Genomic DNA, 15,439 nt, shown 5'->3' on the forward strand with positions numbered 1-15,439 from the left:
GCCTTGGCGCGCGGCAGGCGCGCCGCCGCTACGTCGATCGACCGGGTGAAGTGCAGCCCCGCACGCTCCTCCTTTGACCAGGCAACATCGGCCTCGATATGGCGGACCGCGCCGATCGACAGGCGCAGATGCTCGCCGTCCGACAGGTCGGCGGCATTGTCGATGCACGCCCCTTGTTCGGAGATGTTGCGCACGCGGCAGTCGAGCGGCTCCGGTTCCGCCTCGATCCGGGCGTAGAGGAACACGCTGCTTCGCGGGGCACGGTCGGGGGGCGTCGCCATGCCCCGATCTTATCCGCCGACGACGTTATCGTTTCGTTAAGTTCGGGTCGAGTTCGTGCAGATATCGCGGCTGGTCGATCGCCAGATGGTCGAGCGCGCTGGCGGCGAGATGCGCGACCAACTGCGGATCGTCGGGCGCGATCGTGCCCGCGCGGATCGCGGTGACCAGCGCGCGGTCCAGCTCGTCGCGCGGGCCGTCGTCCCGTCCCAGGATTGCGGCGATGCGGCAGGCCGCGCGTTCGTCCGCTGCCGGACCCAGCGCCATGTCGCGCGCAGCGATGTCGAGGGCGTTGCGCGCGACACGCAGCGCGAACGGGCTGGCGCTGCCGTCGAGTGGCAGCCATGCGGCCACCCCCTCCACCAGCGCCTGCGCGGTCGGATGCGTCAGCATCGCGGCGACCCGCGGTGCAGCAGCGCGACGATATCCGCCTCCGCCTCCGACAGGCGGCGGCCGATCACGCCGCGTTCCGGCCCCGCGGCGGGATCCTCGGCGAAGCTGCGGTGCATCTGCATCGTCATTACCCCCCATTTCAGGCTGGCCATCATCTGCCACAGGTCGATGCGTGCCGGGTCGATCGGATCGCCGCCCGCCGCGACATAGCCGGCGAGCAGATCGTCCAGATCGCCGAACCCGCCGACGCGCGCCCCGGCTTGCGCGAAACGCCAGCTGTTGCAGCAGATCCAGCCGATATCCTCCGCCGGATCGCCGACATGCGCCAGTTCCCAGTCGAGCACCGCGACCAGCCCGCGATCGGGATCGACCATCATGTTACCGTTGCGGAAATCGCCATGAACCAGGCGCGGCCCCACCTGCGTGTGCGGCAGCCGCGCCTCCAGCCAGCGGAACGCCGCCTCGATCGCGGGGCGCACCGCGCCGCTCTGCCGCCAGATTCGTTCGTAGCGGGCGAGCGTCTCGGCGGCGTCGATCGTGTCGAGGCCGGGCGGCGGCGGCGTGGCGTGGATCCGCGCCAAGGCCGCGCCGCACTGCCCCGCCAGGATCGCGCGGGCGGGGGCGAAGGCAGGGTCGGTCGCGATCCGCTTGCCCAGCGTCTCCCCGGTGAGGCGGCGCATCACATAGCCTTCGCCCAGCCCGTCGTCGGGGCAGCAGACGTGCAGCACTTCGGGCGCCGGAACGCCGCCGGCCACCGCGGCGGCGATGACCTGCGCCTCGCGCGCCAGCGGGGGCGAATCGTCATCCGGGGCGACCGCGCGCCTGCGCAGGATCAGCGGCACCGGCGCGCCGCCACGAACCGCCACGTCGAATGCGAAGGTCGCCATGCTGGCGCCGCCGGTCAGCCGTCGCAGCGATTGGACTCCGGTCGCGTCGGCCACCAGCCGCGGTGCCAGTGCCGCCAGCCGCGCCGCGACCGTCGCTTCGTCGAGCCTCTCCGTCATCGGGGGATGTAAAACGGCGCGGCACGCGCTACGCAAGTTAAAAGAATCGACTTAGATCGGAGAGGGCCATGGATTTCGCGTTGCCGCCGGAGCTGAAGGACTATCTGGCCGAGCTTGACCGGTTCATCGAGGCCGAGATCCGCCCGCTGGAGGAAGCCGACGACAATGTCCGCTTCTTCGATCACCGCCGCGAATATGCGCGCACCGATTTCGAGCGCGGCGGGCTGCCGAACCACGACTGGGAAGCGCTGCTGCGCGAGGCGCGGACGCGCGCGGACCGGGCGGGGCATCTGCGCTTCGCGATGGATCCCAAGTTCGGCGGCAAGGGCGGGTCCAACCTTTGGATGTGCGTGATCCGCGAATATCTGGCTGCCAAGGGGCTGGGGCTGCACAACGATCTGCAGAACGAACATTCGATCGTCGCCAACAACCCGTTCGCCAAGATGTTCGACGACTTCGGCACGCTGGAACAGAAGGAGGAATTCCTGTCGGGCATGCTGGACGGCACGAAGCGAATCACCTTCGGCCTGACCGAACCGCGCCACGGCTCGGACGCGACGCACATGGAGACGCGCGGCGTCCGCGCCGAGCGTGACGGGCGCAGCGGATGGCTGCTCAACGGCGAGAAGATGTGGACGACCGGGATGCATGTCGCCACGCATTGCGCGCTGTTCGCCCGTACCAGTGGCGAGGACGGCGCGGCGCGCGGGATCACCTGTTTCCTGGTGCCCGCCGATGCGCCGGGGGTGCAGGTGGAGGAATATCTGTGGACGTTCAACATGCCCACCGATCACCCGCGCGTCAGCTTCACCGACGTATGGGTGCCCGACAGCGCGATCTTCGGTGAACCGGACAACGGCCTGCCGCTGGCGCAGAGCTTCGTCCACGAAAACCGCATCCGCCAGGCCGCCGGCAGCCTGGGCGCGGCCGTTTACTGCATCGAGGAAGCGGTCCGCTACGCCCGCCAGCGCCAGCCGTTCGGCGAGGACCTGTCGCGCAACCAAGCGATCCAGTTCCCGCTGGTGGAACTGGCGACGCAGGCGGAGATGCTGCGGTTGCTGATCCGCAAGACCGCGTGGCAGATGGACCAGATGCAGCACAAGGAGGTGGAACGGCACCTGTCCGACAAGGTCAGCATGTGCAATTACTGGGCGAACCGGCTGGCGTGCGAGGCGGCCGACCGCGCGATGCAGGTGCACGGCGGGATCGGTTATTCCCGGCACAAGCCGTTCGAACACATCTATCGCCACCACCGCCGCTATCGCATCACTGAGGGCGCGGAGGAGATCCAGATGCGCAAGGTGGCCGCGTTCCTGTTTGGCTACATGGGACCGCGTCGGGCCGAGTTCGACTCGCTGGACTGGAACGACGTCGACTATCGCGTCGAACCGCAGATTCGCCCGCGCACCGGCTGGCAGGCGCTGTCGTAAAGGGACTTGCGGTCGCGGGCGATGCCAGCATAACAGATGTTACGTACGATTTGCGGGAGAGGGACGATGCTGAAGACGCGGTTCACCGAGGCGTTTGGTGTGGAATATCCGATCGCCCAGGGCGGTATGCAGTGGGTCGGCAAGGCGCAGCTGGTGGCCGCGGTTGCCAATGCCGGTGCGCTGGGCTTCATCACCGCGCTGACCCAGCCGACTCCGGAGGAGCTGGCGAACGAGATCCGCCGCACCCGCGACCTGACCGACAAGCCGTTCGGCGTGAACCTGACGATCCTGCCGACGATCAACCCGCCGCCCTATGCCGAATATCGCCGCGCGATCATCGAGGGCGGCGTCAAGATCGTCGAGACCGCAGGCTACAAGCCGCAGGAGCATATCGACGATTTCAAAGCGCACGGGATCAAGGTGATCCACAAATGCACCGCGGTGCGCCACGCGCTGTCGGCGGAGCGGATGGGCGCGGATGCGATCAGCATCGACGGCTTCGAATGTGCCGGCCATCCGGGCGAGGATGACATCCCCGGCCTGATCCTGATCCCCGCCGCCGCCGACAAGGTGACGGTGCCGATGCTGGCGTCGGGCGGGTTTGCCGACGGCCGCGGGCTGGTCGCCGCTCTGGCGCTGGGCGCGGACGGTGTGAACATGGGCACGCGCTTCTGCGTGACGCAGGAAGCGCAGATCCCCGACAGCTTCAAGCAGCGGATGGTCGCCAATGACGAACGCCAGACCGACCTGATCTTCCGCACGCTGCACAACACCGCCCGTGTGATGAAGAACAAGGTATCGGAGGAAGTCGTCGCTATCGAACGCGCCGGCGGCGCGAAGTTCGAGGACGTGCAGCATCTGGTCGCGGGCAAGCGCGGCGTGGCCGCGATGGAGCGGGGCGATACCGATGACGGCATCTGGTCCGCGGGCATGGTGCAGGGGCTGATCCACGACGTGCCGACGGTCAAGGAACTGGTCGACCGCATCGTCGCGGAGGCCGAGGAGATCATCGACCGCCGGCTGGCGGGGATGGTCGACCGGCTGGCATACGCTGCGGCGTGAGGGGAGCGGTTCGGCGCGTCGTGGACGGCCACGGCGCACCGTCCGCCGAACCGCGATCGTTCGCCGCTCCCCGCGTTCGTACCGCTCAGGCGATGCCCAGGTCCGCCGGCCCGAAGGCATCGGGCAACAGGTCGGACAGGCGATAGCTGGCGATCCGATCGCCCTGCGCACCCGCGCAATGGACGCGCAGGTCGTTGCCGCTCAGCTGTGCCGCCTCGTTCAGCACTTGCCGGCAGCGGCCGCACGGGCGCACCGGATCGCTGCCGGTGGCGCGGCCGTCCGCGTTCATCGCGCCGCCGATGACCCCCACCGCCACCACCTCGCGCAGCCGCCCTTGCGCCGCCACGGTGGCGATCGCGACGGTTTCGGCGCATAGCGACAGGCCGTAGCTGGCGTTTTCGACATTGGCGCCGGTCACCACGCTGCCATCCGTCAGCAGCACCGCGGCCCCCACCGCGAAGCGCGAATAGGGCGCGTGGGCATTCGCCGCGGCCGTACGGGCCAGCGCGATCAGCCGCGTCGCTTCGTTGTCGTCGGTCATTGCGCCACCGCCACGTCCCAGTTCACCGGTCCTTCGGCTCCGTCGATACGCCGCACGTCGCTGGCGCGCCACATCCGCCAGCCGCGCGCGCCATAGCCGGGCTTCAGGAAATTGCCCTCCGCCCACAGGCTGCGGCGGAACGCCTCGGTCAGACGATAATCGCCCTCCACCGCGCGCGTTACCTTGAGCAGCACAGGCTTGCCGGTGTGCGATTCGATGCGGCGGATCATTTCCGCCACGTCGGCGATCAACGCGGCGCGCTCGGGGCGGTCGGCGCAGCCGTCGTCATAGGAAAAGTCGATCGCGGCGGGCAGCGCGGTGCGATCGCGCGGGACCAGCGTGTTGAACGCATCTGCCTGCGCCCGCGCGGGCTGGCAGAAGGAAAAGACGTGGATCGCGCCGCGCCGCACGCCGGCCGTCGCCATCGCATCCCAATGGGTCAGGAACGCATGGTCGCGCTGGCCCGCGCCCGTCGTCGCCACCGCATAGCCGAAATCGGCGCCGGCGCCCTTCAGCACCGGCCAGTCGATCGCGCCGGTGCGTTCGGACACGTCGACGCCCTGCACCGGATAGGTTTCGGTCGAGGGATGCCAGCGCATCGCCACCCGCCATGCCGCGACGCCGGACAGCGCCAGCGCAGCGACGATCAGCACGAACCGTCCCAGACCCCACATGAATGATGTACCCGTCTAAGCCTTGATGTGCAGCACGCAGATCAGCGTGAACAGCCGCCGCGCGGTGTCGAAGTCGATCTCGATCTTGCCGTCCAGCCGCTCCATCAGCAGCGTCGCGGCATTGTTGTGGATGCCCCGACGTGCCATGTCGACCGTTTCGATCTGTTGCGGCGTCGACTGGCGGATCGCCTGGAAGTAGCTGTCGCAGATTGCGAAATAGTCGCGGATCGGGCGGCGGAAGCGGCCGAGGCCCAGCACCAGCACCTCCAGCGGAGTGCCGTCGTCGCGCTTGATCTCGATCGCCAGCCGCCCTTCCTCCACCGACAGGCGCACGCGGTACGGACCGGCATAGCCGTCCGGGTGCTGGCGCTGCGGCGCGAAGTGATTGCCCTCGATCAGGTCGAAGATCGCGATCCGGCGTTCCTGCTCGATATCCGCCGACCGCCACAGGATGGTGCGTTCGTCCAGTTCGATGTCGATGATCCGCGGATCGGCCATGCGCCTGCCGATAGAGGCGAACGGTCCGCCCGACAATGCAGGCTATCCACAGCTTTCGCGCCGGCGGGGCTGTCCTACCCGTCGCGGCGCGCGCTATATGCCGGTCAATGGCGACTCTGGCGTTCCCGCAACCGGCTCCGGCCGAACCCGTTCAGCTGCCCCGCAACGTCGAGGCGGAGGCCGCGATGCTGGGGGCGATGATGATCGACAACCGGCTGGCCGACGATATCGTCGACCGGCTGGAGCCGGTGCACTTCTTCGAACCGGTGCACGGGCGCGTTTTCGCCGCGATCAAGTCGTTGCGCGCGCAGGACATGCTGGCGACCCCGGTGACGCTGCGCCCGATGTTCGAGGCGGACGAGGGGATGCGCGAGCTGGGCGGGGTCGGCTATCTCGCCAGCCTGACCGGATCGGGTGCGGGGCTGATCGGTGCGCGGCAGTTCGCGACGCAGATCTACGACCTCGCGATGCTGCGCGCCTTGGTGTCGGTGGGGCACCAGATGGTCGACCGTGCGATGGACACCAGCCAGGAGGTGAATCCGCGCGCGCAGATCGAGGCGGCGGAGGAAGAGCTGTTCCGCGTCTCCGCCGAAGGCGCGACGGAAAGCAGCGTCAAGAGCTTCGCCCAGGCCAGCACGATGGCCGTGAAGATGGCGGAGAAGGCGCTCAACTGGGGCGGCAACCTGTCCGGCGTCACCACCGGTCTGGACAGCGTCAACGCCAAGATCGGCGGCATGCACCATTCCGACCTCATGATCCTGGCCGGGCGACCGGGCATGGGCAAGACCTCGCTGGCGACGAACATCGCGTTCAACGCGGCGCAGCGGTGGATGCGCGACATGCGCGACGGCATCCCGCCCAGCAAGTCGGTGGGCGCGAAGGTGGCGTTCTTCAGCCTGGAAATGAGCGCCGACCAGCTGGCCACCCGTATCCTGGCGGAACAGTCGCGGATCAGTTCCGAGGCGCTGCGCATGGGCAAGATCAGCAAGCAGGAGTTCGAACAGCTGGCGGCGGCGGCGGCGGAGCTGGAGAATCTGCCGTTCTTCATCGACGATACCGGCGGGCTGACGATCGGGTCGCTGCACACGCGCGTGCGGCGGTTGCAGCGGCGCCACAATAACGAGATCGGGCTGGTGGTGGTTGATTACCTCCAGCTGCTGACCGGATCGGGCAAGGGCGACGGCAACCGCGTGCAGGAAATCTCCGAAATCTCGCGCGGGTTGAAGACGCTGGCCAAGGACATGAACGTCCCCGTGCTGGCGCTGTCGCAGCTGAGCCGCGCGGTGGAAAGCCGCGAGGACAAGCGCCCGATGCTGTCGGATCTGCGCGAATCCGGGTCGATCGAGCAGGACGCGGACATGGTGTGGTTCGTGTTCCGCGAGGATTATTATATCGCGCAGCGCGAACCGAAGCGCCCGATGGAGGGCGACGATGCCAAGGTGTTCGAGGAACATGCCCGCTGGGCGGCGGAAATGGAGCGTGTGTACGGGCTGGCGGAGCTGATCGTCGCCAAGCAGCGTCACGGCGCGACCGGCAAGGTGGTGCTCAAATTTGACCCCACGATCACGCGATTCAGCGATTACGCGGGCTTCTGACGCGTTCCAGACGGGGTAAAACACGTGGCGCGACGCGAGTCGCGGCGGCAAAATGGGGCTATTCAGCGCGGACGGTATTCGATCCGCGCGCTTCCTTCCGCCCGGACGGGCATGAACAGGCCCGCGCCGGTCACCTGCAACTGCCCGTTGGTGACGCGCGTGACGTCGGTGGAAAGCAGGAAATCGCCTTCCTGCCGGTGGCCGATCGCGCGTTGTGCCTTGCCGATCACCTTCTGATAATCGGGCGCGAAATCGTGCTGGAGCGCCAGTGCGATCGCGTCATGGACCTGCGCATCGTCGAACAGGTGGACGAGCAGGTCGACCGCGGTCGAATCGGTGCGGGTCACGAGCGAGACGTCGCGGGCGCGCACCAGCTGCGACCCGGGCTCGTTATAAGGGAGCGCCGACAGCCATACCTCGCCGCTGGTCGGCCCGATCGACCCGTCGTGGGTGCGCACCTTCGCAGTGACGCCGATCGCCAGCCGCCCGCCGGTGGTGGCGTAGACGGTGACCTTTCCGAATTCGGCATCGACGCGGCCGATCCCGGCGAGCGTGATGCCGCGCGCCGCCAGCTTGGCCAGCGTCCGCTGCACCACCGGTTCGAGCTGCGCGTAGTCGGCGAGCACCGGGACGAAGAAGCGCAGCCCCGGCTGGCCCGAGACGCGCCCCGGCGGGGGCAGGGGAGTGACGGGCGGATCGGCCGGGCGTTGCCCGACGAAGGTTTGCGTCAGCGCCTCTGCCGACAGTAGCAGCGTCAGCCGTCGCCCATCGATCCGATAGCCGCCGAAGCCGAGCGTGCGCGGCGCGATGCGCAGCCAGGCGGGCGGATTGCGCTTGCTCAGTTCGATCGAGGTGAACGCCTTCGCCCAGATATCCGCCAGCTGCGCGCGCAATCCCAGCTTCGCCAGGTGGCGCGGCAGGTCGCGTTCCAGGTCGGCGACAACGCGCTTCAGTTTCTCGTCCGCCTTGGAGGTGAAGGTGATGCGCTGGCCGGCGATGTCGATGCCGGGTTCCTCGCGCCAGTCATAGTCGAGGTCGACGGTCGCGGTCGGTTGCCAGTTGCCGACGATGCGCAGCCGCGCGGTCGCGCGCACGGTCGCACTGCCGGTGGCGGTTTCGCTGACGACGCCGCCCACTTTCCGCGCGGAGATCGACGCGCGCACCGGCATGACGATGCGCAGCCGCTCCCCGCTGCCCGACAACGCAATCGCGCCGCGGGTGACGCGCCCGACCAGCCGGCAGCCGAGGTCGGGCGTCACCTTGAGCTTGCCGATCCGCCGCCCCGCGACGCAACGGTCGCGCTGCTCGTCGATGGTCCACAGCGTGCGCGGCAATTCCTTTTCCAGCCCGCGTTCCAGCTGCCCCAGATCGGCGACGACCGGGACGGTGATCGTCGAGGACTGGTCCGGCAGCTTCGCGTTTTCGGTGTCGACGCGCGGGGGCGCGGGATGATCCTGCGGCCGGTGGCACGCCGCGACGGGCAGGATCAGGGTCAGCAACAGCAAACGGCGCACCCGATCGTCCCCCATCCTTATCCACGGTGATGGTTCTCAATCCGTAACGACCGATTTCGATCCCTGAACGCCGTTGGCGGGCTCTTAATGTGCGCGGGCGGCGTGGAGGCGGTGCAGCGCCAACGCGATCGCGCCGCCGATCAAAAGGCCGATGATGCCGGACGCCAGCGCGGTGACGATCCACGCCAACGCGCCGTCGATCGCCGGCACCAGATGCGCGGCGGCTTCCGATGCGTCGTGGACGAGATGCGCCGGCGCGGCGAGGCCCAGTTCCTCCGCGCCGTGGAGCAGGATGCCGCCGCCGACCCAGATCATCGCGGCGGTGCCGATCACCGCCAGCCAGCGCATTAGCACCGGCACGCCCTTCACCAGTCCGCGCCCGATCGCGCGCAGCGCGCCCGACCCGGTGCGTGCCAGGTACAGGCCGACGTCGTCCGCCTTCACGATCAGCGCGACGACGCCGTAGACGCCCGCGGTGATCGCCACCGCGACCAGCGCCAGCACCAGCGCCTGCGTCACCAGCGGCGAATCGGCGACCTCCGACAGGGCGATTGCCATGATTTCCGCCGAGAGGATGAAATCGGTGCGGATCGCGCCGGCGACCTTCTGGTTTTCCAGCGCGACCGGGTCGAGGCCAGCGTCTGCCGCTTCCTCCTCATGCCGGCCGGACAGCGCCTCGATCACCTTTTCGGCGCCCTCGAAACACAGATACGCGCCGCCGGCCATCAGCAGCGGGGTGATCGCCCATGGGGCGAGCGCGCTGAGGATCAGCGCGGCGGGCAGCAGGAACAGCAATTTGTTGCGGATCGAACCGAGCGCGATCTTGCCGATGATCGGCAGCTCGCGCTGCGGCGAGAGGCCGACGACGTAGCGCGGGGTGACCGCGGTATCGTCCACCACCACGCCCGCGGCCTTCACCCCCGCCTTGCCCGCGGCGGCGCCGACATCGTCGAGCGAGGCCGCCGCCAGCCGGGTCAGCCCCGCGATATCGTCCAGCAGTGCGACCAGTCCGCTTGCCATGCCCGTCTTTCCCCCGTGATGCCCGTGCCGGGCGCGTCAGCCGTCGGCCAGCCCGATGCCGATCGCCGCGCGCGCCGCATCCGCTTCGTTCGAAACGACCGGATAGGCGCAATAATCGGCGGCGTAATAGGCGCTGGGCCGGTGATTGCCGGACCAGCCGACGCCGCCGAACGGCGCCGAGGAAGACGCACCGTTGGTCGGCTTGTTCCAGTTGACGATCCCGGCGCGCGCGCCGGCCCAGAAACGGTCGAACAGCGCGGGCGTCTGGCTGACCAGCGACGCCGACAGGCCGTAGCGAGTGTTGTTCGCCTCCGCGATGGCGGCGTCGAAATCGTCGATGCGGATCACCTGCAGCAGTGGGCCGAACAGCTCAACATCGGGGCGGCCGGGCATGTCGGTGACGTCGATGATGCCGGGGGTGACGAACGGGCGCGCCGGATCGGGGCGCGCCATGTGGCGGATCGGGCGTCCGCCCTTCATCAACAGCGCCAGGAAGCTTTCGGTGAGGCCGTCGGCGGTTTCGTTGTCGATCACGGGGCCCATGAACGGCTGGGGATCGTCGTGCGGCGCGCCGACGATCAGCCGCCCGGTCAGCCGCGACAGTTCCGCGATCAGCCCGTCGGCCAGCTGTTCCTGCACGATCAGCCGCCGCGCGGCGGTGCACCGCTGGCCTGCGGTTGTGAAGGCCGATTGCGCCACCAGCACCGCGGCGGTGTGCAGATCCGGGGTGTCCCACACCACGATCGGGTTGTTGCCGCCCATTTCGAGCGCCAGGATCTTTTCCGGCATTTCCGCGAACTGGCGGTTGAGCGCGATGCGCGGTGCGCGCCGATCCGGTGAACAGCAACCCGTCGATATCGGGATGCGCGGCCAGCGCCTTGCCCTCCGCCGGGCCGCCGACCAGCACGCGCACGGCCTCCTCGGGCACGCCGGCGGCGTGGTAGCATTCCACCAGGAACACGCCGGTGGCCGGGGTCTTTTCCGACGGTTTGAACACCACCGCATTGCCCGCGATCAGCGCCGGGACGATGTGGCCGTTGGGCAGGTGGGCGGGGAAATTGTACGGGCCGAGCACCGCCAGCACGCCATGCGGCTTGTGACGCAGTGCCATGCGGCTGTTCATCGGCGCGTCCATCCGCCGCTGTGCGGTGCGTTCGGCGTAAGCGGTGATCGAAATATCGACCTTGGCGATGACGCTGTCGACCTCGGTACGCGCCTCCCACAGGGGCTTGCCGGTTTCGCGTGCGATCAGATCGGTGAAGGCGTCGGCACGCTGGCGCACGACATTGGCGAAGCGGCGCAGCGTTTCGATACGGAACGCCAGCGATCGCGCCGCCCAGGGCATGAACCCGTCGCGTGCGGTCGCGACCTCCAGGTCGACATCGCCCTTCTCCCCGCGCCACAGTTCGGCGCCGGTGGCCGGTTCGTACGAGATCACGTCTGCCATGGCGCCGTCTTAGACGCGACTATCCGCGCTGCGGAAGGGGCAGCGCGCCAGCGCCTCACGCATTTCATTGATCCGCGCCACTTTTGCATGGAACGGCGCCCAGTCGTCGCGCGCGTCGATCGCGGACCAGATCGCCTCGACCTCGTCGATCAGCATCGAACAGGGCGCGCCGGACCAGAAGGGATGGGCACGATCGCCGATCACCGGGAAGGTGGCGAGCGCGCTGCGCGCCTCCTCCCATCCAGCGCCATAGTCCGCCGGCAAGTCGCGCGCATAGGCATCGAAGAAGAAGCGGTCGATCGCGGTCCCGGTGCAGCGCAGCGCGCGCTCCACCGCCTGTACCAGCGCGCGATCGCGCTCCGCATCCAGCGGCGCGCGGCCCAGCCGCCACAGGATCGCGTGTGCGACCGCAGGCTGGTAGAGGTCGCCGAACGTATCGAGGATCGCGATCAGCGGCTCGGCATCGGCCAGCGGGCGCAGCGACACCGCCAGCTGCATCGCATCCCAGTGGATCGCCTCCGGCTGGCGACCGAAGGCGTAAAGGCCGGCATGGTCGAAATAGGCGGCGACGAACGCCGGGTCCCAGGTCGGCGCAAACCGCCATGGGCCGTAATCGAAGCTTTCGCCGGTGACGTTGATATTGTCCGAGTTGAGCACGCCATGGACGAAGCCGGCCGCCATATAGGCGGCGGCCAGCCGCGCGGTGCGCTCCACCACCAGCGACAGCAGCCGCAGCGGGTCGTCGCCGTCCTCCCCATACAGCTCGCGCAGGACATAGGCGGTGAGGCGCCGCAGTCCGTCCTCATCGCGATGATAGGCCAGCCGCTGGAACGTGCCGATGCGGATATGCCCGTGGCTGAGCCGCACTAGCACCGCCGAGCGGGTGGGGGAGGGTTCGTCGCCGCGGTCCAGCGCCTCGCCGGTCTCGATCAGCGAGAAGCTGCGCGAGGTGGGGACACCCAGCGCCTCCAGCATCTCACTGGCCAGAACCTCGCGCACGCCGCCCTTCAACGTCAGCCGCCCGTCGCCGAAGCGGCTCCACGGCGTCTGGCCCGACCCCTTGGTGCCCAGGTCCATCAGCCGGCTGTCCGCATCGCGCAACTGCGCGAAGGTGAAGCCGCGGCCGTCGCCCAGATCCGGGTTGTACGTGCGGAACTGGTGTCCGTGATAGCGCAGCGCCAGCGGCGTATCGAGCGAGCCGGGCAACGGTGCGAAGCGCCCGAAATGGCGCACCCATTCGCCGTCGTCGAGCGTGTCCAGTCCGACCTGCCGTGCGGCACGATCGTTGCGGAACCGCAGCCGCGTTTCGGGGAAGTCCGCCGGGGCCACGCGATCCCAGAATGTGTCGCCCAGCGACACGATCGCGCGTTCCGGCCGATATGCTTGCGGGGGGAACACCATGCGGCGATATGGGGGGCGAGCGGCCATGGGTGCAATGGGCCGCGCGACAACGGGCGGGACGCAGCGACACCATGGCCGACTATCGCGATCTTTTCTGGTGGTCCGCCGACGGCATCCGGCTGCACGCGCGCGACTATCCGGGGCCGGCAGATGCCGACGGCGTCGCGCCGGTCGTCTGCATGCCCGGCCTGACCCGCAACGCCCGCGACTACGATGCGCTGGCGCGGCGGCTGGCGGCGCGGCGGCGGGTGATCGCGGTCGAATTCCGCGGGCGCGGCGACAGCGGCTATGCCAAGGATCCGATGACCTATGTGCCGCTGATCTATGCGCAGGATGTCGCAGCCCTGCTGGACCAGGAGAAGATCGACCGGTTCGCGGCGATCGGCACATCGCTGGGCGGGATCGTGACGATGTTGCTGGCGGGGATGCTGCCGGGGCGGATCGCGGGTGCGCTGCTCAACGATATCGGGCCGGAGATCGAGCCGGGCGGCCTGTCGCGGATCCGCGGCTATGTCGGCCGGTCGAGCACCTATCCGACGTGGATGCATGCCGCGCGCGGGGTGCAGGAGGCGAACGAGGACGTCTATCCCGGCTGGACGATCGAACAATGGCTGGGGATGGCCAAGCGGCTGTACCGGCTCAACTCCGCGGGTCGCATCGTCCTCGACTATGACATGAAGATCGCCGAACCGTTCCGCCTGCCGGGCGGGGAGGCGGGGCCGGACATGTGGCGCGCGCTGGCGGCGCTGGGCGAGGTGCCGGTGCTGGTGGTGCGCGGCGGGCGGTCCGACATCCTGTCCGCCGCGACCGCCGGGCGGATGGTCGCCGCGCTGCCGGATGCGGAACTGCTTACGCTGCCCGATGTCGGCCACGCCCCGACGCTGGACGAGCCGGGCGTCGATGACGCGATCGGCCGCTGGCTGGCGCGCGCGTCGGAACCGCGCGTCTAGCTCGTTCGTCTCCGCGGTTCGGCGGACGGTGGAGTGACAATGGCCTATCCCCATGACGCGATCGTGTTCGACCCGCGCGACGTCGACCTGTCGCGATCGCCGCTGGCCGGGAAGGTCGATGCCGACACCTATGTGCTGGGCGCGTTCAACCCCGGCATGACGCGCCTGCCCAACGGCAACCTCCTGCTGATGGTGCGCGTCGCCGAGGCGCTGCGCCACCCGATCCGCGATTCGCATATCCATGCGATCCGCTGGGACGACGGGCGCTACGTGCTCGACGCCTGGCCGCTGGCGCTGGTCGACACGTCGGACCCGCGCAAGTTCATGATGCGCGGCGGCGGGTGGCGGGTGATGGCGCTGACGTCGCTGTCGTGGCTGCTGCCGGTCGAGCTGGACGCCGACGGGCGCCGCGTGGTGGCGGTGCACTACGACCGCGCGATCGTGCCGCGCGCGCCCTATCAATGCTATGGCGTCGAGGATGCGCGGATCAGCCGCGTCGACGGGCACTATTACATGACCACCTGCTCGGTCAGCCCGGAACGCCATTCCACGACGCTCTACACCAGCGACGATGCGCTCGACTGGACGCTGCGGGGCATCGTGCTGGACCATCAGAACAAGGACATGCTGCTGTTCGAGGGGAAGGTGGGCGGGGCATTCTGGGCGCAGACGCGGCCGCTGGGCGACCTGTATTTCGCCTATCCCCCGGACAGCCCGTGGCGCGCGGGGCCGTCGATCAACCTGGCGACATCGCCCGATGCGCTCCACTGGAAACCGCACGACCGCCCCGGCATCCGCCCGCACGCCGCCACCACCGCCACCGCGCGGATGGGCGGGGGGGCGCCGCCGGTGCTGGCCGAGGTGGACGGGCAGCGCGGGTGGCTGACGCTATGGCACGGCGTCGAGCCGTCCGGCATCGTGGGCATCTACCGGACCTATTGGTCGCTGCTGGACGAACGCGACCCGTCGCGCACGATCGCGACCAGCCATGCGCCGTTGCTGGAGCCGGCGGCGGCGCTGACCGCGCCGCTGGACGACCTGATGTACATCACCGACGTCGTCTTCACGACCGGCGTGGTGGACGCCGGCGCACACTGGATCGTGGCGAGCGGCGAGGCGGACCTGGCGTGCCGGATCACGCACGTGCCAAAGGATGCGCTGACTGCCGGCGCGTGACAGAGCCCGCGTTGCGGGGCGTGCTCCTCCGCGGCTATGGCGCGGGCATGTCGCAACCGCTGTCGATCCTGCACCTTCATTCCACGTTCGACCTGGGCGGCAAGGAGGCGCGGGCCGTCCGGCTGATGAACGCCTTCGGCGATCGTGCCCGGCATGTCATCGTATCGGGGATGCCGGGGCATTACGGCGCGCGGGAGCGGATCGCCAAAGGCATCCGCTATGAAATCGCACAGGACCCGCCGCCGCTGACCGGGCGGCCGTCGGTAGCGCGATACGAGGCGATCGCGCGGCTCATGCGCGGGTTCGACCTGGTGCTGACGTACAATTGGGGCGCGATCGACGGGGTGATGGCGCGGCGCGTGTTCGGGCGCGGCATGCCGCCGGTGATCCATCACGAAGATGGCTTCAACGAGGACGAGGCCGGCGGGCTGAAGCGCGAGCGCAACCTGTACCGC

General features: G+C 69.0%; 14 protein-coding genes and 2 pseudogenes. 6 read left to right on the forward strand and 10 right to left on the reverse strand.

The features are described 5' to 3' along the window. From AX685_RS16050 to AX685_RS16060, 3 genes are all read right to left on the reverse strand, one after another. The coding region (locus AX685_RS16050) for a PilZ domain-containing protein (protein WP_156445865.1) at positions 1–281 on the reverse strand (281 nt) is incomplete at its 3' end. A 25-nt stretch (positions 282–306) separates the two neighbouring features. Beyond that, a complete protein-coding gene (locus AX685_RS16055; RefSeq protein ID WP_066490460.1) occupies positions 307–672 on the reverse strand; it encodes a DUF6285 domain-containing protein in 366 nt (121 codons plus the stop codon). Then, entirely contained in the window at positions 666–1,676 is a 1,011-nt protein-coding gene (locus tag AX685_RS16060) for a phosphotransferase family protein (protein WP_066490462.1), read from the reverse strand. Before AX685_RS16060 ends, AX685_RS16055 begins: the two co-directional genes overlap by 7 nt. A 68-nt stretch (positions 1,677–1,744) precedes the next feature. Here AX685_RS16060 and AX685_RS16065 point away from each other — a divergent pair, with 68 nt between their 5' ends. Both AX685_RS16065 and AX685_RS16070 read left to right on the forward strand, forming a co-directional pair. Continuing rightward, positions 1,745–3,106, forward strand: a complete 1,362-nt coding sequence (locus tag AX685_RS16065) for an acyl-CoA dehydrogenase family protein (protein WP_082741022.1) — start codon at positions 1,745–1,747, stop codon at positions 3,104–3,106. 66 nt (positions 3,107–3,172) lie between these two features. Next, positions 3,173–4,168: an NAD(P)H-dependent flavin oxidoreductase gene (locus AX685_RS16070; RefSeq protein ID WP_066490465.1), complete on the forward strand. Its 996-nt coding sequence runs from the start codon at positions 3,173–3,175 to the stop codon at positions 4,166–4,168. Between the two features lie 85 nt (positions 4,169–4,253). Here AX685_RS16070 and AX685_RS16075 read toward each other — a convergent pair whose 3' ends face one another. The 3 genes from AX685_RS16075 to AX685_RS16085 are packed head-to-tail and all read right to left on the reverse strand — an operon-like array spanning position 4,254 to position 5,881. Next, positions 4,254–4,709, reverse strand: coding sequence for a cytidine deaminase (locus tag AX685_RS16075; protein WP_066490467.1), 456 nt, complete (start codon positions 4,707–4,709; stop codon positions 4,254–4,256). Beyond that, positions 4,706–5,383: a glycoside hydrolase family 25 protein gene (locus tag AX685_RS16080; protein ID WP_066490471.1), complete on the reverse strand. Its 678-nt coding sequence runs from the start codon at positions 5,381–5,383 to the stop codon at positions 4,706–4,708. The genes AX685_RS16075 and AX685_RS16080 overlap by 4 nt, the downstream gene beginning before the upstream one ends. A 15-nt stretch (positions 5,384–5,398) precedes the next feature. Beyond that, positions 5,399–5,881 (reverse strand): UPF0262 family protein, encoded by a 483-nt coding sequence (locus AX685_RS16085; protein ID WP_066490473.1) that lies wholly within the window; start codon positions 5,879–5,881, stop codon positions 5,399–5,401. A 107-nt stretch (positions 5,882–5,988) separates the two neighbouring features. Between AX685_RS16085 and AX685_RS16090 the strand changes: the two genes are divergently transcribed. Next, positions 5,989–7,476: a replicative DNA helicase gene (locus AX685_RS16090; protein ID WP_066490475.1), complete on the forward strand. Its 1,488-nt coding sequence runs from the start codon at positions 5,989–5,991 to the stop codon at positions 7,474–7,476. Between the two features lie 62 nt (positions 7,477–7,538). Here the strand turns inward: AX685_RS16090 and AX685_RS16095 are convergent, their stop codons facing one another. From AX685_RS16095 to AX685_RS16110, 4 genes and pseudogenes are all read right to left on the reverse strand, one after another. Next, entirely contained in the window at positions 7,539–8,990 is a 1,452-nt protein-coding gene (locus AX685_RS16095; RefSeq protein WP_231738954.1) for a DUF4403 family protein, read from the reverse strand. An 84-nt stretch (positions 8,991–9,074) separates the two neighbouring features. Then, positions 9,075–10,010, reverse strand: a complete 936-nt coding sequence (locus AX685_RS16100; protein WP_066490486.1) for a DUF808 domain-containing protein — start codon at positions 10,008–10,010, stop codon at positions 9,075–9,077. A gap of 36 nt (positions 10,011–10,046) precedes the next feature. After that, positions 10,047–11,457, reverse strand: a pseudogene (gene astD / locus AX685_RS16105) (succinylglutamate-semialdehyde dehydrogenase). A gap of 9 nt (positions 11,458–11,466) precedes the next feature. After that, positions 11,467–12,858, reverse strand: a complete 1,392-nt coding sequence (locus AX685_RS16110; protein WP_066490488.1) for a protein adenylyltransferase SelO family protein — start codon at positions 12,856–12,858, stop codon at positions 11,467–11,469. Positions 12,859–12,929: 71 nt separating this feature from the next. Between AX685_RS16110 and AX685_RS16115 the strand changes: the two genes are divergently transcribed. The 3 genes and pseudogenes from AX685_RS16115 to AX685_RS16125 form a co-directional block, all read left to right on the forward strand. Continuing rightward, entirely contained in the window at positions 12,930–13,808 is an 879-nt protein-coding gene (locus AX685_RS16115) for an alpha/beta fold hydrolase (RefSeq protein WP_066490493.1), read from the forward strand. A 39-nt stretch (positions 13,809–13,847) separates the two neighbouring features. Further along, a complete protein-coding gene (locus tag AX685_RS16120) occupies positions 13,848–14,984 on the forward strand; it encodes a glycosidase (RefSeq protein WP_066490494.1) in 1,137 nt (378 codons plus the stop codon). 47 nt (positions 14,985–15,031) lie between these two features. Further along, positions 15,032–15,439 (forward strand): annotated as a pseudogene (locus tag AX685_RS16125) (glycosyltransferase family 1 protein); the annotation flags it as partial.

Source organism: Sphingomonas sp. CCH9-F2, from assembly GCF_001556735.1.
Lineage (GTDB): Bacteria > Pseudomonadota > Alphaproteobacteria > Sphingomonadales > Sphingomonadaceae > Sphingomonas > Sphingomonas ginsenosidimutans.